The following is a 23,487-nucleotide window of genomic DNA, read 5'->3' as shown; positions in this document are numbered from 1 at the left end:
CCGCGCCTATTCGGCGGAGTCTATTCCGCGGACTGCGTAAGTACCGCGCTTCGATGCAGGGAAGCGCAGCAATCCGAGAATTGAAGGATCGACCCCGGTCCGCCGGCGGCACAGGATGTTGAGGGCGATGGTCGCAAGCGCCAGCGACACGGTCGCCGAGATCGCTGCGCCAAGCACGCCGAACCAGGGAATGAGCACGAGGAATCCGACCAGCCGCAGCGCCACGTTCGCGGCGACGACGGGCACATACTCACGCTCATAACCGGTCAGCTGCAAGATCGCCGCCGATGGACCGCCCGCCGCCTGGAACGCCGTTCCGATCGCAAGCACGATCAGGACCCAGTGCTGTGCGGCGAAATGAGGCCCGAACAGGTTGAGGAGATAAGGGCCGCCAAACCAGATCAGTAGAAGTCCGCTGATCACGCAAAGCGCGGTCACTTCCGACATAAGTTGCAAGGTTCGCTCGAACTCCTGGTGGTTCTTGCTGAAATACAGCGAGGGAAGCCGGCGCGCGCCGAAGCTATACAGGGCGGCCGAGAGCATGGCGAAGATGTTGGCGAGCCGCGAGGCGGCAAAGTAGATGCCGGCGGTCGCCGGATCCAGCATCCAGTAGACCAGGATCACGTCGAAATACTGGTTGGCGGCTTCGAGGATGGACGCGACCCAGAAATGAAGCGCGCTCGATCTCCAGCGCGACGTCTCGGAACGCGCCGCGGTGCCGCGGAAGTCCGGCAGCGAGCGCCTGATCGCGACGATCTGCGCGCCGAGGCCGATCGACATCGCGACCGTCATCACGGCGATCAATTCGGCGGGATCGAGCTGGCGATGCCCGGTGAGGACGGCGATCAGAAACAGCACGACGCTGGCCCTCCAGAAGAACTCCCTGTTTCCTTCGCCCATGAGGATGCTGACCAGCGAGCGTGCGATCTGGCTGCCGAGCATCAGCCCCGCATTCGCGGCGGTGTAGGCTGCCACCGCGAGGATCAGCAGCCACTCGTCGCCGCGCAGGCTCGCCACGACCGCGATTGTGCCGATCGCGAACAGCATCGCGGCGGAGGAGATCTTCAGGCTCGATAGCAGCACGCCCTTGGTGAGGTCGGGCTGATTTGCCACCCGATATTCGTTGAGGAATCGCACCAGCAGCGATTCCTGGCCGACCAGTCCCACCACCGACGCCATCTGGGCCACCGACAGCCAGGTCGCGAAGATGCCGAACCCGTCCGGCGACATCGTTCGCGCCGCCAGCGAGAACAATGCAAACGCCAGCGCGCCGCTACCAACCTTGAGCAGGATGGTCCCGGCAACACCACGCGTCACGTCGCGCCGCATGAACTGGACGATGGATTCGATCATGGAAGTTGAGGGGCAACTCTCCCCTGAAGAGACGTGGTCCGATACCGGAGATAGCCTAGCATGCCGAAAAACCGCGAGTGTTAATGAGAGACCTTCAGGATATTGCCGGCCGCGACGATGTCGCGACGCGGCCGGCTGCGTCACCGTGAAACACGGCCGTCCCGACTGTCCCGTTAAGCAAAGCCCTGACCCGGCCGAAACGGCGGGATAGCGCCGCATCGACGGCTATGACGACGAGATCGGCCGTTTGGACGCGCAAACGATTGCCAAAACGGGCCGCCGTTCAGGCCGAATCCGGGATTTGCCTGATATCCCGAGCAAACCGCGTGCCGCGATGTCATGGAGCTGACTCAGTCCGCCGGTTCATTAACCTCGATCGGCAGAAATGATCGCGTTTGGTCGCGCGATGCGACATCAGGCGAGAGAATTGCACGAGAGAATTGCAGACGGAACCACCGTTAACCGTGGGAGCCTGAACCATGACGGCGGATCAAAGCGTCACCGAGCCGGTCGCGGCAACCGGGGCTGCGGCGATGGTCGACGTCGCGATCGTGGGCGGCGGCCTCGCGGGATCCCTCGCTGCGGCGGTGCTCGCGCGGGCGGGGCATCGCGTCGCCCTCATCGACAAGCGCGCGCTCTACCCGGACGAATTCCGTGTCGAGAAGATCGGCGGCCACCAGCTGGAGATGTTCCGGAAGCTGGGCTTCCTCCGTGGGCTCGAGAGCGTCGCGTGTCCATACGACCGCGTGCTCAATATCAGGGAGGGCAAGCTGGTCGATGTCAGCGTCGGCCAGGCTTACGGGCTTCCTTATGCAGATCTCGTTGCGATGGCGCGCGGCCAGATCCCCGATCCGTCCAGCCTGATCATCGACGAGGTCACTGCACTCAGCTGCAGCGATGACGTCCAGCAGCTCGAGCTCGCCTCCGGACGGCGCCTGAATGCCCGTCTCGTCGTTCTGGCGACCGGCATGGCGGGTGCTCTCGGCTACAAGCTCGGCATCAAACGGCGCCTGCTCGCCGCGGGCCACTCGGTCTCGTTCGGCTTCACGATTGCCCGGCGGGATGCCATGCCGTTCGATTTCAACGCCCTGACCTGTTACGGCGAGCGCACCGCTGACGGCGTCGATTATCTCAGCCTGTTTCCGGTGCGCGCCGGCATGCGGGCCAATCTCTTCATGTTCCGCGACCCGGCCGATCCTGTCATGCGCGATCTGCGCCGCGACACCGAAGCGACGCTCTTGCGCTTGCTGCCGGGATTGCGGCCCTATCTCGGCGACTTCCACGTGACGGACCGCGTCCGGAATTGGGTGATGGATCTGTCCGTCGTCGAAGGGCACCTCCAGGACGGCGTCGTGCTCGTCGGCGATGCGTTCCAGACCAACTGTCCTGCAGCCGGCACCGGCGTTGCCCGCCTGCTGGTCGACGTCGAGCGTCTTTGCACCGAATATGCGCCGCGCTGGCTCATGACCGCAGGCATGGGCAAGGAGAAGATATCGGAGTTCTATTCCGATCGCGACAAGATCGCGGCGGACCAGCAATCGCTGAAGATGGCGCACTTCCGCCAGGCGCTGACGTCCCGCAACGATATCGGCTGGGACGTGCGGCGGCGGCTGCACTTCCTGCGGCGCAGTCTCACCCATCGGGTGGATCAGATGCGGCCGGGCTGGCTCGCGCAGGTCCGAAGCGCGCTGCGCGTCTGAGTGCTGCGGCCCTCGGCGTCTCGCCTCGTTCAGCGCGTGGGCGTCGGGGTCCGCGTCGGCAAGAGCCTCAACTCCGACATTCGCTTGGCGGCCAGTTTGAGCCAGGGGGCCTGCTTCAGCGCGAACAGCGATATGGCGCCCGCGGTGCTGCCGGCCTGCGTGACCTCCCACATCGGCGAGGGCTGCCCGCCGAACATTTTCTTGTAGGGCTCGTCGCCGATGGTGAAGTCGAGCATCTGATCGCCGCGCTCGATGCAATCCCTTGCCACCTGCTCGAACATCAGCGCGCCCAGGGACTGGCTCTTGTATCCGGCGATGTCGAACGCGCTCATGATGACCAGGAAATTGCCCTGGTGGTGCAGTCCGAGCACGGCCGCGATCACCTCGCCGTCCATCTTCATGACATAGAGCCGCACAAAGGAGCCGAGACCGCGAAGCGCCACGCCGGAGTAGAAGGCGTAATATTCGGGGCGCTGCAGCAGGTCCCCGTCGCCCTGTGATTGAAAGCGCGGGCCGCGAAATTTCCGCATCACGTCCAGTGCCTCGATCACGGAGGCGCTGTCGTTGCAGCATGCGAAGCTCAGGGCGCCCTTCTTCTGGAGCTGGCGATATTTCTTTGCGAGCTCCTTTTGATAGGAGCGATGCAGCGCGCTGGCTCGCCATCGTTCGAACGGCGCGACAAGAACGGTCGCGTAGGCATTGGTCTTCATCAACACGCGACGAGGCGCAGCCAGAAGATTTTCGATCGGAAGCCGTCCGTCGGGAATCTTCGTCATCCGAAGCAGATCGAACGGGCGGATGAGATACCTGATCTCGGCGCATGCGCTCTCGTCCGCGAGCAGCTGGGAAAATGCCTCGGGCCTGCAAACCGGTGCCAGATAGTCGGAGACGCGGAGGTCGGCGAACTCGACTGTGCGTATCGGTCCACGCCGGACCCGCAGCATGGGCAGCACCATGGCAAGTGCGCCAGTTGCGCGATGGCGGACCACGACGATCAGAGGGATTGCCCCTGCATGAGATGCAAGCTCGGTGTAGAGGCTATGCAGCCAGACCGGATGCTGGAACGCGGTGGCGGCCGAGCCGTCGAACAGCTCGGCGTATTCCGGCGACAGGAAGTCGAACGCCGGCTCGACGGCGATGTCGAAATTGGTGCTGGGCCTGTTCATGCGCAACCGGGAAAACCAGGTGAATCGAGACGTCGATCGAGCCGGACCCGCGCTTTATAGCAAGGTCGTTACGGGCGAGACACCTGAGGCGTGTAATTTGCATTAATGCGCCGGGCAGGATTCATATCGTTACCAAGCTCTTAAGTCGCCGGCCGGAGCGGGGGGCGGAGATCGCGGGCGCTAGCAGATTGTTAACCGCGCTTTAGGAAAGTCGTCTCATGGCCAGCCTGCACACCGAGGTGGATTCCGAGGCACTCGAGAGCGCGTTCTGGAAGACGCGCAGCGCCAGCGTCGAGACGCTTGCCAGGACCGCCATCCTCGTTTCGATCACCGTCAACGTGGTCGCATCGATGGGCAATTTCAACGCCGCGCTGCTGCCGGAACAGCTGAGCAATCTGCAACAGGCGATTGCGATCCTGATGTGGGCCGTCCTCATCTACGCAAGTGCATTCGTGCGCCCGCGTCTGCGATTGCAGCTCAATCCGGATTTGATCGCCTTGCTCGCATTCTATTCGTTCGCCACCATCTCCGTGCTCTGGTCAAACCTGAGTGCCGCGGCGTTCATGAAGAGTGCGGCGCTGGCGATGACGACATTCGGCGCGTTCTGCCTGATCACGCGTATCGACATCGACGAGATTGTGGGGGCCACAGTCCTCGGGCTCTTCCTATCGGTCGCCGCATCGGCCTTCTTCGCGATTGCGGTGCCCGATATCGGGATCGACCACACCTGGATGCACGAGGGCCAGTGGCAGGGCATCTATGAATCCAAGCAGACGCTCGGCTTCGTCGGCGCCTACCTGATGTTCTTCTCCTGCTATCGGAAGATGACCGGGCAGGGCTGGATCTCGTTCCTCCTCGTGTTCCTGCTGGCGTCAACCTCCGTGCTCGCGTCGGAATCGCGCGGCGCCGGTGCCGTTGCTCTCGCCGCCTGCGCGCTGCTCCTGACCTCGATGTGGTCGGTTCGCTGCATAAGGATCTATGCGGTCGTGCCGGTCGTCATGTGCATGACGGCCGCTCTCCTGATCCTTTATTTTTATGTGACGGGTCATGATGCCATCCATATCGGCGATGCGAGCATCGATTTCACTGAGCGGACCTTCATCTGGCAGTACGCCATCAGCCACCTCGACAATGCACCGCTGCTCGGCTTCGGCATCAACGGCTTCTGGACCGTCCCGTCGGTCTACGATTACTTCGAGCAGAACCACGGCTGGGTTCTGGACAATTATCACAGCGGCTACATCGCAATCCTGATCGAAACGGGATTTCTGGGATATGCGCTCTTTGCCGCGAGCGTCTTGCTGTTCTCGAACAAGATCCTCCATCTGATTTCCACGCAATCGATCAACCGGTCGCACTGCGCCCTGATCATCGGTTTCGTCGTGCTCAGCTTTCAGTCCAATTTCACCGAAACGATGTTCCTTCGTTCCACAATGTTCACCTCGGTGCTCCTCCTGGCGTTCTTCTTCGCCACGTGCCGGCCGGTGCCGCAGACGAGTCTTTAGGTTCTCACCAGGGGAAGCAAGATGACCGCCATCCGGGCTCGCTGGCCGAGAATCTCGTCTCTTGCCGCAACGGCATTTTGCCTTGTCTCGCTGCTCTGCCCCACTTGTGCGGTCGGGCCGACCGCTGCGGGCGACATGCCGCGACTGGGCGGTGGCATCAACATTCTCGGCTATGATGGAATCTGGGAAGGCGGCCAGAACGCGCCATTCCGCCTAGACAATTTGACGGCGATCAAGAAAGCCGGCTTCTCGCACGTCAGAATCAACTTCTTCGGTTTCAAGTTCATGGGCCCCGGGAACGTGCTGGACGAGATGGTCCTGCGGCGGCTCGATGCCGTCATCGAAGAGGTTTTCGCGAGGGGCCTCATCCCCGTCCTCGACGAGCATGATACTGATGTTTGCCAGAGCGACGTCTCCGGATGTGCCGAGAAGCTCAGGGCGTTCTGGCGGCAGATCGCCGAACGCTATGCCGGAAGATATCCCGGACTCGTGTTCGAGGTCCTGAACGAGCCCGGTGGGCAGATGACGTCGGGGAGCTGGAATACGCTCCTCAACGAATGCCTCGGCATCATCCGCCGCACCAATCCCGAGCGACAGGTGATTGCCGCCGTTCTCAACGTGGACGAGATTCCTGTCGACGAACTGGCGCTGCCGGTCGACGACAGGAACCTCATCGTCACGTTCCACTACTACGCGCCGATACGATTCACCCATCAGGGCGCGCCGTGGTCCCGAACGTTTTCGCGGATCGGGCCGCTCGATTGGGGCGGCCCGGACGACGAAGCCAAAGCTGCCGCCGATTTCAACAAGATGAAGCTCTGGGCGGAGAAGGAGAGGCGTCCGGTCTATCTCGGCGAGTTCGGCGTGTACGAGCGGGCACCGTCCGACAGCCGCGTGAGATACCTGTCGTTCATGGCGCGAAGCGCCGAGAAGCTCGGCTGGGCCTGGGCCTATTGGCAGTTCGACCACGACTTCGCGGCGTTCGACACTGCTCGTCAGGCCTGGAAGCCGGACATCCTGCGCGCCTTGTCGCCATCGCCGTCGCGTTGAGGGAGCGGGGCCGCGGCGGGCGGCGCCCGAATGAGCGCGGCAAACATCCACCTTGATCTGGATCAAGCTTGCCACGGCCGGCAGGGCGCTACTCCTTGCACGCGTGCGCCCGCCCCGAGAGACAGGCTTCGATCTTGAAGAAACCGCGCCAGCTTCTGTTTCCGGACGTGATCCAGCTTGTGATTCGGCTCGGATTGCTGGCCTTGCTGGTTCTGTGGACCTTCATCATCATCAAGCCATTCGTGCCGATCCTGACCTGGAGCGCGGTATTGGCGGTGGCGTTCTATCCGGCGTTCAGCTGGCTCGCCAGATGTCTCGGCGGCAGGCCGCGGACGGCGGCTGCCATTCTCACGCTTGTGGCGCTCGGCATCGTGATCGGCCCGGCTGCCTGGCTCGGTCTCGGTGCCGTCGAAGCGATCAAGGACATCGCGGGCCAGATCGGCAGCGGTGAGCTCAGGCTTCACGCCGCGCCCGAGCAGGTCAAGGACTGGCCGCTGGTCGGTCCGCAGCTCCACGAGTTCTGGAATCTGGCCTATACCAATATCCGCGCGGTGCTGGGTGAGGTGGCGCCATATCTGAAGCCGCTTGCGGGAATGATGCTGTCGTTTGCGGGCGATACCGGCGTTGGCATGCTCCAGTTCCTGCTCTCGGTCTTCGTCGCCGGCTTGCTGCTTCCGTTCGGGCCGCAACTCGTCGCCGCGATCAGGGGCTTCTTGGTCCGCGTCGTGCCGGAGCAGAGCGAGCATTTTCTGGAGCTCGCAGGCGCGACCATACGCGCGGTCGCTCAGGGCGTGATCGGCGTGGCGATCGTGCAGGCGTTCCTCGCCGGGATCGGCTTCAAGCTGGCAGGCCTCTCGATCGCGGGCCTGCTTGCGGTGATCGTCCTCCTGCTGTCGATCGTGCAGATCGGCGCCTTCCTCGTGCTCTTGCCCGTCGTCATCTGGATCTGGATGGACAAGGACGTGACCACGGCCTTGCTTCTGACGCTCTATCTTGCCGTCGTCGGCCTGCTCGACAACATCCTGAAGCCGTTGGTGATGGGACGGGGGCTGACCACGCCGACGCTCGTCATCCTGATCGGCGTGATCGGGGGAACGCTGAGCCACGGGATCCTCGGCCTCTTCATCGGCCCGATCATCCTGTCGGTCGCCTGGGAGCTCGCGGCGGCCTGGATCCGCGTCGATCGTGCCGCGCCGGTCGAGATCGACAGGGTTACGGTTGAGGCGGCGAAGACGGCTTCGCAGCCGGGCCGCGAATTGAGGACTGGTCGATCGCCATGATGCTGCAGTTCCTCGTCGGCACCCTGGTCAGCGTGATCAATATCGGACTTCATGCGCTGGTCACGGTGGTCGCCGTCGCGATCGCCCGCAGCGCGGGCCTGCGCCATAGCAAACGACCGAGATTGCACCTGATGGGCGTGATGATCGCGACCGCCGTGGTGCTGAAGCTCGCGCACACGCTGGAGATCCTGGTGTGGGCTGTGACCTACGGCATCGTCCGGGCCGCCACCGCCGGCAGCGATCTGCTCTATTTCGCTTTCGTCAACTACACCACGCTCGGCTATGGCGACATCACGCCGGTGCAGGAATGGCGGCTGATCGGACCGTTGACGGCCATGAACGGCGTGCTGCTGTTCGGCTGGTCCGTCGCGATCCTGTTCGAGGTTCTGCGCAAGACGCTCGAGCATCTCGGTCTGACCGAAGCGTCCGGCACGGTGATATCGCGGGACTGATGCGGCAAGGCGCCGCATCCGCGAAGTTCGCGCAGGGGCTGCCCGGCGGTTCAGGACTGCAGATCGAGGCGCGCGAGCAGGTGCCGGTTCCGCAGCACGATCTGGCGCTGGGTGTTGCCGATGAAGCCGAGAACGCCGATCTCGTGCAGCCGCGACAAGGCGCGCGACACGGTCTCCAGCGTCAGGCCGAGATAGTCGGCGATATCGCGCCGCGACATCGGCAGCGCCATGACGTCGGATGCGGTCAGGCGCTTGTCCATTTCCAGCAGGAACGCGGCCACCCGCTCCAGCGACGTCTTGCGGCCGAGCAGCAGCATGTGATCCTCCGCGTGCTGGAGGTTGTTCGTGGTCATGCTGAGCAGGTTCCTTGCGACCATGGCGTCGCTCTCGGCCACCATTTCGAGGCTTTGCCGCCGGACCAGCCGGACCGTGGTGTCGACGATCGCTTCGGTGGTGAAGCGGTGCTCGCCGCCGTTTTCCAGCCCGAAGATATCGCCGACGAGATGGAACGCGCCGATCTGCCTGCGGCCGTCCGACAACAGCTTGTAACTTCGCACCGCGCCGGACTTGACCTGGTAGACGTAGTCGGCGGGCTCTTTCTCGCCGTAGATTTCGGTGCCTTTTCTGTAGGAAAATTCGCTTAAATTGACCAGCGCATTTGAGTCGCTCGTCAGGCCGAGGTCGCGGAGGGAATTGGGGCGCGGTGCGGAGTCCGTGGTGATGCGAACAAACATAGGCCAACTCCTCAGCTCACCGCCGAATTGGTCTGTGAGGCTAACTATTCTTGCCGCTGGAATGCGCCGCGCTATCCCACTCCCGCTGAAGTTGATTTTCGGCCAGTGTGGTATTTCAATCCATTGTCCCTAGGTCCATTGTACCAAGGGACAACATGATTGTCCGGTGCGCAGAATGAGAAAGCATTGCGTCCTTCGAATTTGACTCATCACGAAGCGGACATTTCAATCCTCAAATGGATGAAGACGGATTTGTAGAGTGAGAAGACCATCGGTAGTCTTCATGCAAGGGGTGGAAGGTGCCAGGCCTCGTTCACGTGGTCGACGACGATGAATCCTTTCGGACGGCGATCGAGCGTCGGCTGAAGCTGGCGGGGTATGAGGTCGCGACCTATGCGTCGGCGAAGGAGTTGCTGGATGCCGGGCCGGACGACGAGCAGGCGAGCTGCATCCTGCTCGACGTGCGGATACCGGGACTGAGCGGCCCCGACTTGCAGACCCAATTGGTCGCATCGGGCTCGACACTGCCGATCATCTTCCTGACCGGGTTCGCCGACACGCCGACGACGGTGCGGGCGATCAAGGCGGGCGCGGAAGACTTCCTGACCAAGCCGATCTCCTCGGAGCAGTTGATCGACGCGATCGAGCGCGCGCTGGCGCGCCAGAGTGTCGCGCGTGCGCATCGCGGCAGGCTGGAGGCATTTCGTGTCCACCTGGCGACGCTGACGCAGCGCGAGCGGCAGGTGTTCGATCTCATCGTGCGCGGCCGGATCAACAAGCAGATCGCGCACGAGCTCGGGACCACCGAGCGCACGGTGAAGGCGCATCGCCATCAGGTGATGGAGAAGATGCAGGTCCATTCGCTTGCGGAGCTCGTTTCGACCGCGGAGCGGCTTGGAATGCTCGATACGAATGGCGACTAACGATTTGTCGCCACGCACTGCACAGTTCTCCCGGTGAGACTTCCCGAAGGGACAATTGCAAAGACGTCGGCGCAGTGTTGCGATGCCGGCGCGGTAGCCGCGGCTTTTTGCCCGATCCCCCGGGAAAGGGCCGGATCATATCGCGTTCAGCCGCAGGGCCACCACCGTCGATGCCACCTGAGAGGTCGCCGTGCCGACGCGCCAGTCCGTGTTCATCGTCGATGACGATCCGTCCGTCCGGACGAGCATGTCCAGGCTGCTCCGCGCGCACGGTTTCGTCGCCACGCTGTTCGAGTCCGCGGGCGCCTTGCTCGATGACAGCGGATTGGAACGGGCGATCTGCATCGTGCTCGATATCAACCTTGACGGGAAATCGGGCATCGATTTGCGGCGGCGGCTCACGGAAAGAGGCGTGACCGCACCCGTCATCTACATCACCGGCAATGATAGTCCGGCGAACCGCACCGCGGCGATCGCATCGGGCTGCGTCGCCTATCTGACCAAGCCGTTTTCGGCCGAATCCCTCATCGAGTCGGTGACGCGCGCGGCTGCGGCTTAAGGCTGCTCACTCGTCGACATACTGCTCCAGCGTCTTCGCCGGCGCGCCGCTGCGGACGGACGCAAACTGCGTCAGCGGCACCGAGGTCGTGAGGGCGAGGAGGTTCGAATCGACGAGCTCGAGCGTCAGCACCTTGCCTGATGCCATGTCCTTGACGGTCTTGGCCGCCGCCACGTCGGCGGCGATACAGAGATTGGTGGCACACCAGGTATAGGGCACGCGGAACGGCGTGCCCTGGTCGATCGTCAATTTTGGCGCCTGTTGCAGGTACATGCCGACCGGCACGAACAATTGCAGCCGGGCGGTGGGCGCATCCTGGCGTTCGATCAAATCGATGCGCACCGCGGTCTGGCCAGTCGGGAATTTGCCCGTGATCGAGGTCCGGCACAGCAGCGGCGCGCCGCCGGCCTTGAAGCAGAGCTTTTGCCAATCGCCATAGCTGATGTCCCTGGCTTCGCGCTGGCCGCGCGTTGCGACCTCGGCCGGCTTGTCGGCCTGCGCGGTCTTCGGTGCGGCGATGCTCGGGGCCGTGGGGGTCGCGATGACCGCCGCCAAGAGGCCGGAGAGACAAGCAAGAGGGCGAAGCATAGTCGCGTCTCCGAACTTGGCGTTCACTTCTGCGCATCGAGGAAGTTCGTCACCAGCGGCGACCAGAGCGGGATCGCATCCGGTGAGCCGATGAAGAAATGGCCTTCATTGCCGAACGGCGGCATCAGATGATATTCGGCGCGGCCGCCGGCGGCGGTGAAGGCGGCATGCATGCGCTTCGACAGCTCGGGCCCGAAGAACGTATCGTTCTCGATGTAGATCCACAGCATCGGCACGCGCGAGGTGCGGCCGAAATCCGCGGTCGCTTCCACGAGCTTGTCCGGCGCGCAATTGTTGTTGGGCTTGCCGCCGACCCGGCCGCCGCGGCCGGCGGCGAAGGTGATGATCGCCTTCACCTGCGGCGGGTTCACGCTCGACAGCGCGATCGAGGCCCAGCCGCCGGCGGACTGGCCGACCACGATCACGTCCTTCGGGATGATCCGCTTCTCGGCCGCAAGATAGTCGATGATCCAGAGGTCGACGTGCGCGACCGCAAGCCCCGCATCATGGAAGTTGGGATTGGTGCATTTGCCGACCTTGGAGAAGAACGGGCCGAACAGCGCGCGATCGGGGATGTCGATCGCCTGCGCGCCATAACCGCTGCCGACCGGCGCCACCACGAGATAGCCGCGCTTTGCGAACCATTTGGCGGCGTCGCGGAACTCCACCAGCGGGAAGAAGCTGCGGTCGGTCGGGTTGAGCGACACGCCGTGGTTCATGATCACCAGCGGGAACGGGCCGTCGCCGATCGGGCGCACCAGATAGGCGAACATCGGTAGCGGCAGCGGCAGTGCCCAGATCTCTTCCTGGATGCGGATCTCGTCCTCGGCGCGCGCGGGCAATGCGGCGACGAGAAGGACGAGGAGGGTGAACGCGAAAGCGTGGAGCAATGCAGGCAAGCGGTGCATCGCGAGTTCCTTCAACCTGCGCCTCCCATGCGGTGGTGATGATCCACCTGACGGTATCCATGGTCTCGCATTCCGCCGGCACTTTGCCGCGATTTGATTGGCGGCGTGGCGGCATTGCTTGATCCAGATCAAGCCTTGGCGGCGACGAGGCAAGGCCTATGCGATGATCGAGTATCTGCGACAGCCCCCATTGCCGACATGAGTACTCTGGACCTCGCTGCCGTTTGCAGCACGGTGATGATCACCGGCAACATGCGTGGGTTCATTGAGAACCTGTTTGCGGCCGCCGGGGCTTTCGCCACCAAGGTCTTTCCCGGCCTCGCGCTCGGCATTCCCGTGGTCGCGCTGCTGATTGTCCTCTTGCGCTGCGAAGCGATGCCACGTGTGGAGGAGGAGCGATGAACGCACCCTCCGATCCGACCTGGACGCGGTTCTTTCCACCGGCCGAATGGCTGGCAACCTATCGGCGCGAATGGCTGCCTTCCGACGCCATCGCCGGCATCACGCTCGCCGCCTACGCCATTCCGGTTTCGCTCGCTTATGCGGCGCTGGCCGGGCTGCCGCCGCAGGTCGGCGTCTATGGCTACATGCTCGGCGGTATCGGCTATGCCCTGCTCGGGGCGTCACGCCAGCTCGCGATCGGTCCGACCTCGGCGATCTCTCTGATGATCGCCGCGACCGTCGGCGCGCTCGCCGGAGGCGATGCGGTGCGCTATGCGCAGATCGCAAGCCTTGCGGCCTTTGCCGTGGCGGTGCTGTGCTTCATCGCCTGGCTGTTCAAGCTCAGCGTGCTGGTCCGCCTCGTCAGCGACAGCATCCTGGTCGGCTTCAAGGCGGGGGCCGGGCTCACCATCATCATGAGCCAGCTGCCGAGTCTGCTCGGCGTTGCCGGAGGCGGCCACAATTTCTTCGATCGCGCCGTCAAGCTGGCCGGGCAGCTCGGCGGCATCAACCCGCTCGTGCTCGGCATCGGCGCCGTCGCGCTCCTGCTGCTGCTCCTCGGTGAGCGGCGTTTGCCAGGCAAGCCGGTCGGCATCACCATCGTTGCGCTCGCGATCATTGTGGCAACGGTGCTCGGCTTCCCCGCCCTCGGTGTGCCCGTCACCGGGAAGATACCGGAAGGGCTGCCGGCGCTCGGCATCCCGACATTCGGCCTGCTGGAGTTCGACGATCTCTTTCCGCTCGCGGCGGGCTGCGTGTTGCTGGCCTATATCGAAGGCGTGTCGGCGGCCCGCAGCTTCGCGGCCAAGCACGGCTATCCGCTCGATGTCCGCCAGGAGTTTTTGGGATTGGGCGCGGCGAACCTCGCGGCGGCTTTTGGTCACGGCTATCCCGTCGCCGGCGGCCTGTCGCAATCGGCGGTCAACGACAATGCCGGCGCGCGTACGCCGCTGGCGCTGGTGATCTGCGCGGTGGCGCTCGGGCTCTGCCTGCTGTTCTTCACGGGATTGTTGACCAATCTGCCCAAGGCGGTGCTTGCGGCCATCGTCTTCGCTGCCGTCTACAGGCTGGTCGATATCCGTGCGCTGCTGCGCATGTGGCATGTCAGCCGGATCGATTTCTACGCGGCGGCGATTGCCCTGGTTTCCGTGCTCCTGCTCGGCATCCTCCAGGGCGTCCTGCTGGCCTCGATCGCCTCGATCTTCCTGCTGCTGGCGCGGGCCTCGCATCCGAACGTCGCGTTCCTCGGCCGCTTGCCCGGCAGCGGGCGTTATTCGGACAGCGCGCGGCATGAGGGCGTCGAACCGCTGGTCGGCATCATCGCCTTCCGGCCCGAGGCGTCGCTGCTCTACATCAATGCAGAGACGATCCTGGACACGGTTATGGCCGCGCTCCGGAGCTCGCCGGGCATCCACCTCGTCGCCTGCGACCTTTCGGCCTCGCCTTACATCGATCTGGCGGGCGCGCGGATGCTGCACGAGCTGCATGATGAACTTGTGTCACGCAACGTGACCTTCTGCATCGTGGGCGCGCATGCGCAGCTCCGTGATCTCCTGCGCGCCGAAGGGCTCGCGGAGAAGACCGACAGCGGCCAATGGCTGCGCTCACTCGACAGCTTGCTCGGCGATGATCAGGCGAGCGCTGCGCAACGCATGGCCTGATGCCGTGCTATTGCGATGCGAACGGCCTGGCATCGCCCGCCAGAATGCAGGCAAGCGTTGACTTGGATCAATGGGGCGAGCGGCGCCGCACTCACGATCCCGCGTCACCTTCGCCCACAGCAATCGGAAGAGACACATGTCCATAGAGCCCAAGGCCGGCGGGCAGACCATTGGCCTACGGACAGAACCCGTTCCTGACCGCGAGCAGTGCCACCACCGGTGGTCCCGACAACCTGCTGGAGCGATTACTTCGCGATGATCCTGGCTCAATAGGAGAAAGAAAACGTCATGAGAAATTTGACCTTCGGCGCCATCCTGGTTGCCTCGCTGGTGGGTGTTGCCGGTTTCAGTCCGCCGGCGCGTGCGGAGACCGGACAAGTCGCCGTCGTCTTCACCAAGGGCGGCTTTATCGTCGGCGTCGGCGGTGGGGAGGGCGTTCTGGTTCTGAGGGGGAGGAGATACCCCTTCACCGTCTCAGGCATGAGCGTCGGCTTTACGGTCGGGGCGTCGACCACGAAATTCGTCGGCCGCGCGCTCAACCTGCGGGGGCCGGCGTCGATTGAAGGCTCTTATGCGGTGGGCGGCGCCGGCGGCGCCGTCGCAGCGGGCGCCGGTGCCGTGCAGTTGCAGAACGCCAATGGCGTGATCCTGCAGCTCAGCGGTCCCCGGGTCGGCGCGGAGGTGTCGGCGGCGGTCGGCGGCGTCACGATCAAGCTGAAATAGCTCCTGGAGGAGGGGCCAAGGCAAACGGGCTGCGTCACCGCAGCCCGTTTCGCATCTCAAGCCGTACGTTTCAGTATCGCTCCTCGACGAACTTCAGCCCGCGCAGGCTCGCCTGGTCGTTGTAGCGTCCCTTGTTCGACCGCGGCGGCAGCTTGACCTTCTCGCGCTTGACCTTCTTGTAAGGGATCGTGCTCAGGATATGCGAGATGGCGTTGAGCCGCGCTCGCCGCTTGTCGTCGGAGCGGATCAGCCGCCAGGGCGCATGTTTGGTGTCGGTCGCCTCGAACATCATGTCGCGCGCGCGCGAATAATCGTACCAGCGGCCAAACGACTCGGTGTCCATCGGGCTCAGCTTCCACTGCCGCAACGGGTCCTCGATACGTGCCGTGAAGCGGCGTTCCTGCTCCTCCATCCCGACCTCCAGCCAAAGCTTGATCAGGATGATGCCGGCGTCCACGCCAAATTTTTCGACCAGCGGACACAGTTCCAGGAAGCGCTTGTGCTCGGTCGGCGAGCAGAAGCCCATCACATATTCAACGCCGGCGCGGTTGTACCAGCTGCGGTCGAAGATCACGATCTCGCCGCCGGCCGGGAATTGCTCGATGTAACGCTGCATGAACAGCTGCGATTTCTGCCGATCGGAGGGCGCGGGAAGGGCGCAGACACGGAACACGCGCGGGCTGACCTTTTCCGTCAGTGCCTTGATGGTGCCGCCCTTGCCGGCGGCATCGCGCCCCTCGAAGACGATGATCACCTTCAGTTTCTCGGCCTTGACCCATTCCTGGAGGTGACACAGCTCGACCTGGAGCTTTTCCAGCTCCTTCTCATAGTCCTTCCGCTTCATTCGCCCGGCAGAATCATCCTTGGCCATGCCCGTCCTTTTCCTCCTGCGCTCGCTAGTTGTCGCCCCATGAAATGGTCACGCCGATGTCGCCGGGCACGCCGCCCGGAAAATCGATGATCTGATAGGCGATGCGATAGCCGCGCGGCTTCAGATAGTCGGTCCAGAGCTGGAAGATCTCCTTGGGGATGCCGGTCAGCGTATTCTCCCAGCCCTTTTCCATCTGGTTGATGGCGCGCCCCTTGTCCGTGCAGAGCGTATTGGGAAAGCGGTAGACCAGGACCTCGGAGAGACCGTTTCGCACCGCACGCTGGATGATGGTCGAGGCGAGCTTGATCTTCTCCTCCTCGGTCTTGCCCGAAGGCTTGCTCAGCCGCTCGATCAGGGCACGCTTTTCGGCCTCGGCGGCCGCGGCGAGGCGGACATACTCTTCCGCCTTCTCGGCCTCCTTGAGAGCGGCTTCTTTTCGGATCTGCGTGGCGCTTGGAATGAGATCGTCGAGGCCGGGCATGGGGCGGCTCCCTTTCAGTGTGCAATCGGCGTTTTGCGGACGCTAGGTCCGGCGGCCGGCATTCCCTTGATTCAAATCAAGCAAATTGCGATGCTGCCTGAACACAGTGCTTGCCAAGTGCACGTGCGCTGACCGGGAGAGACGTTTGAGCGACCAGCTTCATCCGATGGCCCCGCACCATCTGCCGTTCTATCTCGCGCCCGGAAGCGGCACGGACACGCTGACGGTGGTGATGGGGATATTTCTGATCGGCGTCATCTTCTGGGTCGGCACGCTCTATTGGAAGCTGCACAGCCTGCCGGAGCGAATGGCGCACAAATCACAGAAGCTGCAGTTCGAATTCGTGGCGGTGCTCGGTCTGATCTCGCTGTTCACGCACATGCACATCTTCTGGGTTGCAGGCCTGTTGCTTGCGCTGATCGATATCCCCGACTTCGGAACGCCGCTGCGCAGCATCGCCGATTCCGTCGAGAAGACCGCCGACGCGGCGCCGGGCCAGGACGAAGAGGCCGATAGAAGCCGGTCCTGCGCCGGCTCCGGCGGACAAGCTGGACGTCGTTCGGAAGGAGCACAGCCATGCTTGAGCTCATGATCTGCTCCCTGGTGACGATCCTGCCCGATTACCTCTATCGCCGTTACGCCCAGGGCAAGCGTTTCGGCAAGGAGATCACCTTCTTCTCGGTCTGGTACGAGCTGCGCTGGGGCATCACGGGATGCCTGATGCTGACGGTGTCGCTGATCACGATGATCTTCTACTTCCATCCCTCGACATCGAGCGCGACGCTTTATTTCCGCACCGTGCCGATCCTCCCCGAGGGCTCCGGGCGGGTCGCCGACGTCAAGGTCGGCTTCACCCAGGCCGTGAGGAAAGGCGACGTGCTGTTCACGCTCGACAGCTCCAAGCAGCAGGCGGCGCTGGAAACGGCGAAGCGAAAGGTCGCAGAAGTCGATGCCGCCATGCAGACTGCGCAGGCCGATGTGGTCAAGGCCGAGGCGCAGCTCGGGGAAGCCAGGGCCAATTATCAGCAGGCCAAGGACGAGCTCGAGGTCAAGAGTGAGCTCCAGCGCCGCAATCCCGGCATCGTTCCGCAGCGTGACATCGACAAGCTCCAGGTGCTGGTCGATCAGCGCCAGTCCGGCATCGATGCCGCGACAGCCGCACGGCAGGCCGCGAGCCTGCAAGTGTCGACATCGCTCCCCGCGCAGAAGGCGAGCGCCGAGGCCGCGCTCGACCAGGCCCAGGTCGATCTCGACAAGACGATCGTCCGGGCCGGCGTCGACGGTCGCGTCGAGCAATTCTTGATTCGCCCCGGCGACGTCGTCAACCAGCTGATGCGTCCGGCCGGTGTCCTGATCCCCGAGGAGGCGGGCCGCAAGATTCTTCAGGCCGGCTTCGGCCAGATCGAGGCGCAGGTGATGAAGGCCGGCATGGTGGCGGAGGCAACCTGCATCTCGAAGCCGTGGGTGATCATCCCGATGGTGATCACGACGGTGCAGGACTATATCGCGGCCGGGCAGTTCCGCGCCGGCGAGCAGTTGCTCGAGGCCCAGAACGCAGTGAAGCCTGGCACGATCCTCGTATTCCTGGAGCCGCTCTACAAGGGCGGGCTCGAGGGCGTCACGCCCGGCTCGAGCTGCATCGTCAATGCCTACACCAGCAATCACGAAGAAATCTCCGCAAAGGACACTCCTGGTGGCCGGAAGTTCGCGCTCCACGTCGTCGACGCCGTCGGCCTCGTCCATGCGCTGCTGCTGCGCATCCAGGCCTTGCTGCTGCCGATCCAGACGCTGGTGCTGAGCGGGCATTGAGCGGCGGCGATGATGCCTTCCGACCTGTCGAGGCGGTGGAATTCCCGCTAGACTTGCCCGGCAAGCAGCCGTTCGGAAGCTGCGGGGATTGGAGCATGAGCTGGCGCATGTCCACTGACCAGGTCAGGCCGCGGCACGCAGCGGTTGCGCTGGTCTGCCTCGCGCTCCTTGTCGCCGCGTGCCTGTCGCCCGGACGCGCCGATGCCGCCGAGCGCAGCCTGGGCGGCGAGCTCAAGCGCGTGCTGCTGCTGCATTCCTTCGGCCGCGAATTCCGGCCGTGGAGCGAGTTCTCGCGCAGCATCAAGTCCGAGCTCGAGCAGCAATCGCCCTGGCCGCTCGACATCCAGGAGCACGCGCTGCTCACGGCGCGCTTCAACAATCCCGGTCCCGAGGCGCCCTTCGTCGAGTATCTGCACTCGCTCTATCAGGGCGCCATGCCTGACATCGTGCTCAGCATCGGCGCGCCCGCCGCTCGCTTCGCGCAGCGATATCGCGCGCGGCTGTTCCCCGATACACCGTTGATTTTCTCCGCGGTCGAGTACCGGCTGATCGATCGTGCCGATCTCACCGACAACGATATCGTCATCGCGATCCGCAACGACTTCGTGGCCGCGTTCGACAATATCCTGCAGCTGCTGCCGGACACCAGGACGGTCGCAATGGTGATCGGCGCCTCGCCGCTCGAGCAGTTCTGGGTCAAGGAGGTGAAGCAGGAGCTGAAGCCTCTGGGCGAGCGGGTCGAACTCGTCTGGTATACGGACCTGTCGTTCGAGGAGATCCTGAAACGCGCCTCCAAGCTGCCGCCGCACACCGTGCTGTTCTGGGGCCTGATGTCGGTCGATGCGGCCGGGATCGTCCACGAGAGCGACATCGCCCTGCGCAGCCTGCACGCGGTCGCGAATGCGCCGATCTTCTCCTACCAGGAGCCGTTCTTCGGCGGCAGCACCGTCGGCGGACCCATGCATCTGGTCGCGGAAACCAGCTCCCGGACCGTGAGCGCGGCGCTACGGGTTCTCGGCGGTGAGAAACCCGCAAACGTCAAATACGAGCCGGTCGGCTTTGCGCCGCCGCGCTACGATTGGCGGGAACTGCGGCGCTGGGGCATCAGCGAGAGTCGCCTGCCTCCCGGCAGCCAAGTCCTGTTTCGCGAGCCCAACATCTGGGAGCGCTATCGCTGGCAGATGTTGCTGATCACCGCCGTCTTCCTGGTCCAGGCGGGTCTCATCAGCGGTCTTCTGCACGAGCGGCGCGGCCGCCGGCTCGCCGAAGTGGAATCGCGTCAGCGCCTTGCCGAACTTGCGCACGCCAATCGCTATTCGGCGGTCGGTGAGCTGACGACGTCGATTGCCCACGAGTTGAACCAGCCGCTCGGCTCGATCCTGACCAATGCCGAGACGGCGGAGCTCCTGCTCAAGAGCGCATCGCCCGATGTGGATGAGATCCGGCAGATCCTCGCCGACATCAGGCGCGACGATCAGCGCGCGAGCGAGGTGATCCGCAGGCTGCGCAGGGTGTTGAAGAAGATGCCGTTTGAGGTCGGCGACATCGAGCTCAACGACACCGTGCGCGAGGCGATCGGCCTGGTCGCGGCCGTCGCCGATGGACGCCGGATCGTGCTGACCTATACGCCTGCTCTGGCCCATCTGCACGTCAAGGGCGACCCGGTCCAGCTGCAACAGGTCGTTCTCAACCTGATCATCAACGCGATGGATGCGGTATCCGATGCCGGCATGGAGAAGCGCGAGGTCAGCGTGACGACGATGCGCGCCGGCAATCATGCCGAGATCAGGGTTGCCGACACCGGTCCGGGGATCGCATCCGCCGATCTCGGCAGCGTCTTCAACCCGTTCTTCACGACCAAGCCGGAAGGCATGGGCATGGGGCTTGCGATCGTCAAGACCATCGTCGAGGCCCATCACGGCACGATCAGCGTCGAAAACCAGCCTTGGGGTGGCGCGCTGTTCACGATCCGCCTGCCGCTGCTCGGCTGAGAGCCATGAAGGCGGCCCATGGCCTCGGGCCGACCGTCCCGAACCGGCTGCTGCTGGATGCCGAGCTGATCGATTGACGCGCCGCCGCAACGGCGCACGCGCGCCGTTTCGTTGATCTCGATCAATAAACGTCTATCGCTCGGCCCGATCGTCGCGGTCGGAAGTCTTGGGAGGATTGCAATGGTTGGTTGCGGCAGGATCCTGATGGCGATTGCGCTCGTGGTGACGATGCCCGCCGCTGCGATGGCGCAGGCCAGCACGCCGGCGGCGCCGGCGACACCCACCACGCAGGTACAGCCTGCAACGCCGCCCGCTCCTTCGGCCGAGCTGTTGAAGCCCGAGCAGTTGGAGGCTTTGGTCGCGCCGATCGCGCTCTATCCCGACGAGCTGCTCGCCAACGTGCTGGCCGCCTCGACCTATCCGCTCGAAGTGGTGGAGGCCAACCGCTGGCTGAAGGCGCGCAAGAGCCTGAAGGGCGATGCGCTCAAGACCGAGGTGGAGAAGCAGGCCTGGGACGACAGCATCAAGGCGCTCGCCAGCACCGCCGATGTTCTGGCCATGATGAGCGACCAGCTCGACTGGACCAAGAAGCTCGGCGACGCCTTCCTCGCGCAGCAGCCCGACGTGATGGACGCGATCCAGCGTTTGCGCAACAAGGCCTATGACAACAAGAAGCTGGTCACCACCAAGCAGCAGAAGGTCAGCGTCCAGTCGCAGGAGGGCAAGCAGGTCGTCGTGATCCAGCAGGCCAATCCCGCGGAGATGTACGTGCCCTATTACGATCCGGCGACGGTCTACGGCAGCTGGCCCTATGCGGAATATCCGCCGTATTATTGGGGCTATCCGTCCTATATCGGCGCAGGCGTGGTCGCGGCAGGCATCGCTTTCGGCACTGCCTGGGCGATCGGGCGCTGGGGCAATTACTGGGGCGGCGGCTGCAACTGGGGCAACCGCAACGTCTATGTCAATCATCGCACCACCAGCATCAACACCGGCTGGCAGCACAATCCGGCGCATCGCGGCGGCGTGCGCTACAACAATACCAACGTGCAGCAGCGCTTCGGCAACACCAACATCAAGGCCGGCGCGTCCGACCGGATGGATTTCCGCGGCCGTGACGGCAACCAGGTGCTGCGTCCGAACCAGGGTGCAGGAGATCGTGCTGGAGACCGCGCCGGCGACCGTGCTGGTGATCGCGTTGGCGATCGTGGCGGTGCCGGTGATCGCGCCGGCAATCGCGGTGATCGTCCGGGCGGCGGCGATCGTGCCGGTGATCGGGCCAAGGGCGGCAACAAAGGCGGCGGTGCCAAGGCCGCGAACCGCGCCGGCGGCGGGGCTGCGGCCAATCGTGGCGGTGGCGGCAATCGCGGCGGCGCCATGAACGTCTCCTCCGGTCGGTCAGCGTCCGCGGCATCCGCACGAGGTCGCGCCAGCATGGCGAGCATGCCGCGCGGTGGCGGCGGACCGAGCTTCGCCGGCCGCGGCGGCGGTGGCGGCATGGCGATGCGCGGCGTTGGCGGAGGCGGCTTCCGCGGTGGAGGTGGAGGAGGTGGTTTCCGCGGCGGTGGCGGCGGCCGGCGTTCCGACATCGCGCTGAAGCACGACATCGTTCTGCTCGGCCATCTCTCGAATGGCCTCGGCTACTATCGCTTCAACTATATCGGTAGCGACCAGGCCTATGTTGGCGTGATGGCGCAGGAGGTCGCGCAGGTGATGCCCGGTGCCGTCACCCGCGGCCGCGACGGCTATCTGCGGGTTTATTACGAGAAGCTCGGACTGACATTCCGGACCTACCGCGACTGGCTCGCCGGCGGCGCGAAGATTCCGGCGGAGGTGACGCCATGACCGGTCTGAAATCGTTCCGTCGCGCGGTGCTGCCCGGCCTCGTCGCGCTCGCATTGTTCGGATCGGCATCTCTCGCGCAGGAATCCTACAAGACACCGGAAGACGCCGCGGCTGCGCTTGCCGCCGCAGTCAAGAGCGGACCGAAAGACATTTTGAAAGTGCTCGGCAGGGATGCCGAGGGCATCGTCTTCTCCGGTGACGATGTCGCCGACAACGACATCCGGGCGCGCTTCAGCTCGATGTATGAGGCCAAGCACGGCATCAAGGCGGAAGGCAACAAGACCGCGACGCTGCTGCTCGGGCCGGACGACTTCCCGTTCCCGATTCCGCTGGTCAACACTAAGGCCGGCTGGGAGTTCGATACCGCCGAGGGACGGATCGAGGTGCTCCGCCGCCGTATCGGCCGTAACGAGCTCGACGCGATCCAGACCATGCTCGCCTATGTCGATGCGCAGAACGAATATGCCGACAATGACCGCGGCGAGGGCGCCGGCGTCTACGCACAGCGCATCGTCTCCTCGCCCGGCAAGAAGGACGGCCTGTTCTGGCGCGACGACAGCGACCCGAGTCCGCTCGGCGCGCTGGCGGCGGAGGCGTCGAAGGAAGGCTATCGCGCCGGCGATGTCGGCCCCGCGCCGTATCACGGCTACTACTTCCACATCCTCAAGGGGCAGGGCCCGGATGCCCGCGGCGGCGCGCTCAACTATGTCGTCAAGGGCAAGATGATCGGCGGCTTCGGCCTGATCGCCTGGCCTGCGGAATACGGCAATTCCGGCGTCATGACCTTCCTCGTCAATCACGACGGCGTCGTCTACCAGAAGGATCTCGGCCCGCGCACGGCGTTGATCGCCGAGCGCATCACGCAGTTCAATCCCGACCAGACCTGGAGGAAGGTCGATGCTGCAAAACCCTGAACGCTGCGCGCGGATGTTCCTCCGGATCGCGCTCCTGCTGCTGGCGCTCGGCGTTGCGGTGCCGACGCCGTCCTTGGCGCAGGCGGCGGGTCACGTCAGGGCCAAGATCGTGAAGGCCGGCCTCCTGGTCGGCGGCGGCGCCGGCGGCGGCGTGCTGACCTATCGCGGCAAGACCTATCCGTTCAGGATCAGCGGTCTGAGCTTCGGCATCACGGCCGGCGCGACGGTCGGCCGTTTCGACGGCTGGGCCTCGGGGATCCGCGATGTCGGTGACTTCGCCGGCACCTACAGCTCCGTCGGCGGCGGCTTTGCGCTGGTCGGCGGGGTCAACGGCGTTCACCTCCGCAACGAGAAGGGCGTGACCATCGTGCTGCAAGGCCCGAAGGCGGGACTCGAGCTCGCCGCCAATATCAGTCAGATCACGATCGCCTTGCGATGAGGCTCGGGCGGGCCTGGAACATGATGACATCAGCTTCGGCGGGCCGTCCGTGGCTCACCTCTCCCCGCGGGAGAGGTGAACCGAGTCCTGAGCG

The 23,487-nt window shown here is 64.3% G+C and carries 22 protein-coding genes and 1 pseudogene; 16 read left to right on the top strand and 7 right to left on the bottom strand.

The annotated features are described in order from the left end of the window. Window positions 1-6: 6 nt before the first annotated feature. On the bottom strand, window positions 7-1,353 hold the full coding sequence (locus ACVWY3_RS16585; RefSeq protein WP_456839407.1) for a lipopolysaccharide biosynthesis protein: 1,347 nt from the start codon (window positions 1,351-1,353) through the stop codon (window positions 7-9). Between the two features lie 479 nt (window positions 1,354-1,832). On the opposite strand from ACVWY3_RS16585, the gene ACVWY3_RS16580 reads away from it, so the two are divergent. After that, window positions 1,833-3,053 carry an FAD-dependent oxidoreductase gene (locus ACVWY3_RS16580; protein WP_456839406.1) on the top strand — a complete coding sequence of 407 codons (1,221 nt, stop codon included), beginning with the start codon at window positions 1,833-1,835 and terminating at the stop codon, window positions 3,051-3,053. 29 nt (window positions 3,054-3,082) lie between these two features. Here ACVWY3_RS16580 and ACVWY3_RS16575 read toward each other — a convergent pair whose 3' ends face one another. Continuing rightward, entirely contained in the window at window positions 3,083-4,219 is a 1,137-nt protein-coding gene (locus ACVWY3_RS16575) for a GNAT family N-acetyltransferase (protein WP_456839405.1), read from the bottom strand. 218 nt (window positions 4,220-4,437) lie between these two features. On the opposite strand from ACVWY3_RS16575, the gene ACVWY3_RS16570 reads away from it, so the two are divergent. From ACVWY3_RS16570 to ACVWY3_RS16555, 4 genes are all read left to right on the top strand, one after another. Next, the gene (locus tag ACVWY3_RS16570) at window positions 4,438-5,724 is read left to right on the top strand and encodes an O-antigen ligase family protein (RefSeq protein WP_456839404.1); all 1,287 of its coding nucleotides are present in this window, start codon (window positions 4,438-4,440) and stop codon (window positions 5,722-5,724) included. A 135-nt stretch (window positions 5,725-5,859) separates the two neighbouring features. After that, window positions 5,860-6,774 (top strand): glycoside hydrolase family 5 protein, encoded by a 915-nt coding sequence (locus ACVWY3_RS16565; RefSeq protein ID WP_456839403.1) that lies wholly within the window; start codon window positions 5,860-5,862, stop codon window positions 6,772-6,774. A 134-nt stretch (window positions 6,775-6,908) separates the two neighbouring features. Then, window positions 6,909-8,054 carry an AI-2E family transporter gene (locus tag ACVWY3_RS16560; protein WP_456839402.1) on the top strand — a complete coding sequence of 382 codons (1,146 nt, stop codon included), beginning with the start codon at window positions 6,909-6,911 and terminating at the stop codon, window positions 8,052-8,054. Next, window positions 8,051-8,506, top strand: coding sequence for a potassium channel family protein (locus tag ACVWY3_RS16555; protein ID WP_456839401.1), 456 nt, complete (start codon window positions 8,051-8,053; stop codon window positions 8,504-8,506). Before ACVWY3_RS16560 ends, ACVWY3_RS16555 begins: the two co-directional genes overlap by 4 nt. Before the next feature lie 50 nt (window positions 8,507-8,556). Here ACVWY3_RS16555 and ACVWY3_RS16550 read toward each other — a convergent pair whose 3' ends face one another. After that, window positions 8,557-9,240, bottom strand: coding sequence for a helix-turn-helix domain-containing protein (locus tag ACVWY3_RS16550; protein ID WP_456839400.1), 684 nt, complete (start codon window positions 9,238-9,240; stop codon window positions 8,557-8,559). 299 nt (window positions 9,241-9,539) lie between these two features. Between ACVWY3_RS16550 and ACVWY3_RS16545 the strand changes: the two genes are divergently transcribed. Further along, the gene (locus ACVWY3_RS16545; protein ID WP_456839399.1) at window positions 9,540-10,163 is read left to right on the top strand and encodes a response regulator transcription factor; all 624 of its coding nucleotides are present in this window, start codon (window positions 9,540-9,542) and stop codon (window positions 10,161-10,163) included. Between the two features lie 190 nt (window positions 10,164-10,353). After that, window positions 10,354-10,722: a response regulator transcription factor gene (locus ACVWY3_RS16540; protein ID WP_456839398.1), complete on the top strand. Its 369-nt coding sequence runs from the start codon at window positions 10,354-10,356 to the stop codon at window positions 10,720-10,722. A 6-nt stretch (window positions 10,723-10,728) separates the two neighbouring features. On the opposite strand, the gene ACVWY3_RS16535 is transcribed toward ACVWY3_RS16540, so the two are convergent. Beyond that, window positions 10,729-11,310: an invasion associated locus B family protein gene (locus ACVWY3_RS16535; protein ID WP_456839397.1), complete on the bottom strand. Its 582-nt coding sequence runs from the start codon at window positions 11,308-11,310 to the stop codon at window positions 10,729-10,731. Between the two features lie 23 nt (window positions 11,311-11,333). Then, window positions 11,334-12,218, bottom strand: a complete 885-nt coding sequence (locus ACVWY3_RS16530) for an alpha/beta hydrolase family protein (protein ID WP_456843384.1) — start codon at window positions 12,216-12,218, stop codon at window positions 11,334-11,336. Window positions 12,219-12,455: 237 nt separating this feature from the next. On the opposite strand from ACVWY3_RS16530, the gene ACVWY3_RS16525 reads away from it, so the two are divergent. The 3 genes from ACVWY3_RS16525 (at window position 12,456) to ACVWY3_RS16515 (ending at window position 15,043) form a co-directional block, all read left to right on the top strand. After that, the gene (locus ACVWY3_RS16525) at window positions 12,456-12,620 is read left to right on the top strand and encodes a hypothetical protein (RefSeq protein WP_456839396.1); all 165 of its coding nucleotides are present in this window, start codon (window positions 12,456-12,458) and stop codon (window positions 12,618-12,620) included. Further along, entirely contained in the window at window positions 12,617-14,320 is a 1,704-nt protein-coding gene (locus tag ACVWY3_RS16520; protein WP_456839395.1) for a SulP family inorganic anion transporter, read from the top strand. Before ACVWY3_RS16525 ends, ACVWY3_RS16520 begins: the two co-directional genes overlap by 4 nt. A gap of 288 nt (window positions 14,321-14,608) precedes the next feature. Then, window positions 14,609-15,043, top strand: a complete 435-nt coding sequence (locus ACVWY3_RS16515; protein ID WP_456839394.1) for a hypothetical protein — start codon at window positions 14,609-14,611, stop codon at window positions 15,041-15,043. A gap of 70 nt (window positions 15,044-15,113) precedes the next feature. Here ACVWY3_RS16515 and ppk2 read toward each other — a convergent pair whose 3' ends face one another. Both ppk2 and ACVWY3_RS16505 read right to left on the bottom strand, forming a co-directional pair. Further along, window positions 15,114-15,914 (bottom strand): polyphosphate kinase 2, encoded by an 801-nt coding sequence (gene ppk2 / locus ACVWY3_RS16510; protein ID WP_456839393.1) that lies wholly within the window; start codon window positions 15,912-15,914, stop codon window positions 15,114-15,116. Between the two features lie 25 nt (window positions 15,915-15,939). After that, entirely contained in the window at window positions 15,940-16,395 is a 456-nt protein-coding gene (locus tag ACVWY3_RS16505) for a hypothetical protein (RefSeq protein ID WP_456839392.1), read from the bottom strand. 166 nt (window positions 16,396-16,561) lie between these two features. On the opposite strand from ACVWY3_RS16505, the pseudogene ACVWY3_RS16500 reads away from it, so the two are divergent. From ACVWY3_RS16500 to ACVWY3_RS16475, 6 genes and pseudogenes are all read left to right on the top strand, one after another. Continuing rightward, window positions 16,562-16,979: pseudogene (locus ACVWY3_RS16500) on the top strand (hypothetical protein). Further along, window positions 16,972-18,204 (top strand): HlyD family secretion protein, encoded by a 1,233-nt coding sequence (locus ACVWY3_RS16495; protein WP_456839391.1) that lies wholly within the window; start codon window positions 16,972-16,974, stop codon window positions 18,202-18,204. The pseudogene ACVWY3_RS16500 and the gene ACVWY3_RS16495 overlap by 8 nt, the downstream one beginning before the upstream one ends. Window positions 18,205-18,311: 107 nt before the next feature. Then, window positions 18,312-20,195, top strand: coding sequence for a sensor histidine kinase (locus tag ACVWY3_RS16490; RefSeq protein WP_456839390.1), 1,884 nt, complete (start codon window positions 18,312-18,314; stop codon window positions 20,193-20,195). 180 nt (window positions 20,196-20,375) lie between these two features. Further along, window positions 20,376-22,040 carry a DUF3300 domain-containing protein gene (locus tag ACVWY3_RS16485; protein ID WP_456839389.1) on the top strand — a complete coding sequence of 555 codons (1,665 nt, stop codon included), beginning with the start codon at window positions 20,376-20,378 and terminating at the stop codon, window positions 22,038-22,040. Next, complete coding sequence (locus ACVWY3_RS16480) at window positions 22,037-22,954, top strand: DUF2950 domain-containing protein (protein ID WP_456839388.1); 918 nt, start codon at window positions 22,037-22,039, stop codon at window positions 22,952-22,954. Before ACVWY3_RS16485 ends, ACVWY3_RS16480 begins: the two co-directional genes overlap by 4 nt. Continuing rightward, entirely contained in the window at window positions 22,938-23,393 is a 456-nt protein-coding gene (locus ACVWY3_RS16475; RefSeq protein WP_456839387.1) for a hypothetical protein, read from the top strand. Before ACVWY3_RS16480 ends, ACVWY3_RS16475 begins: the two co-directional genes overlap by 17 nt. The last annotated feature ends 94 nt before the right edge of the window (window positions 23,394-23,487 follow it).

The sequence above is a fragment of the Bradyrhizobium sp. USDA 4486 genome (assembly GCF_054057995.1).
Note: the sequence above shows the minus strand (reverse complement) of the source record. Positions and strands in the feature narration are given on the sequence as shown.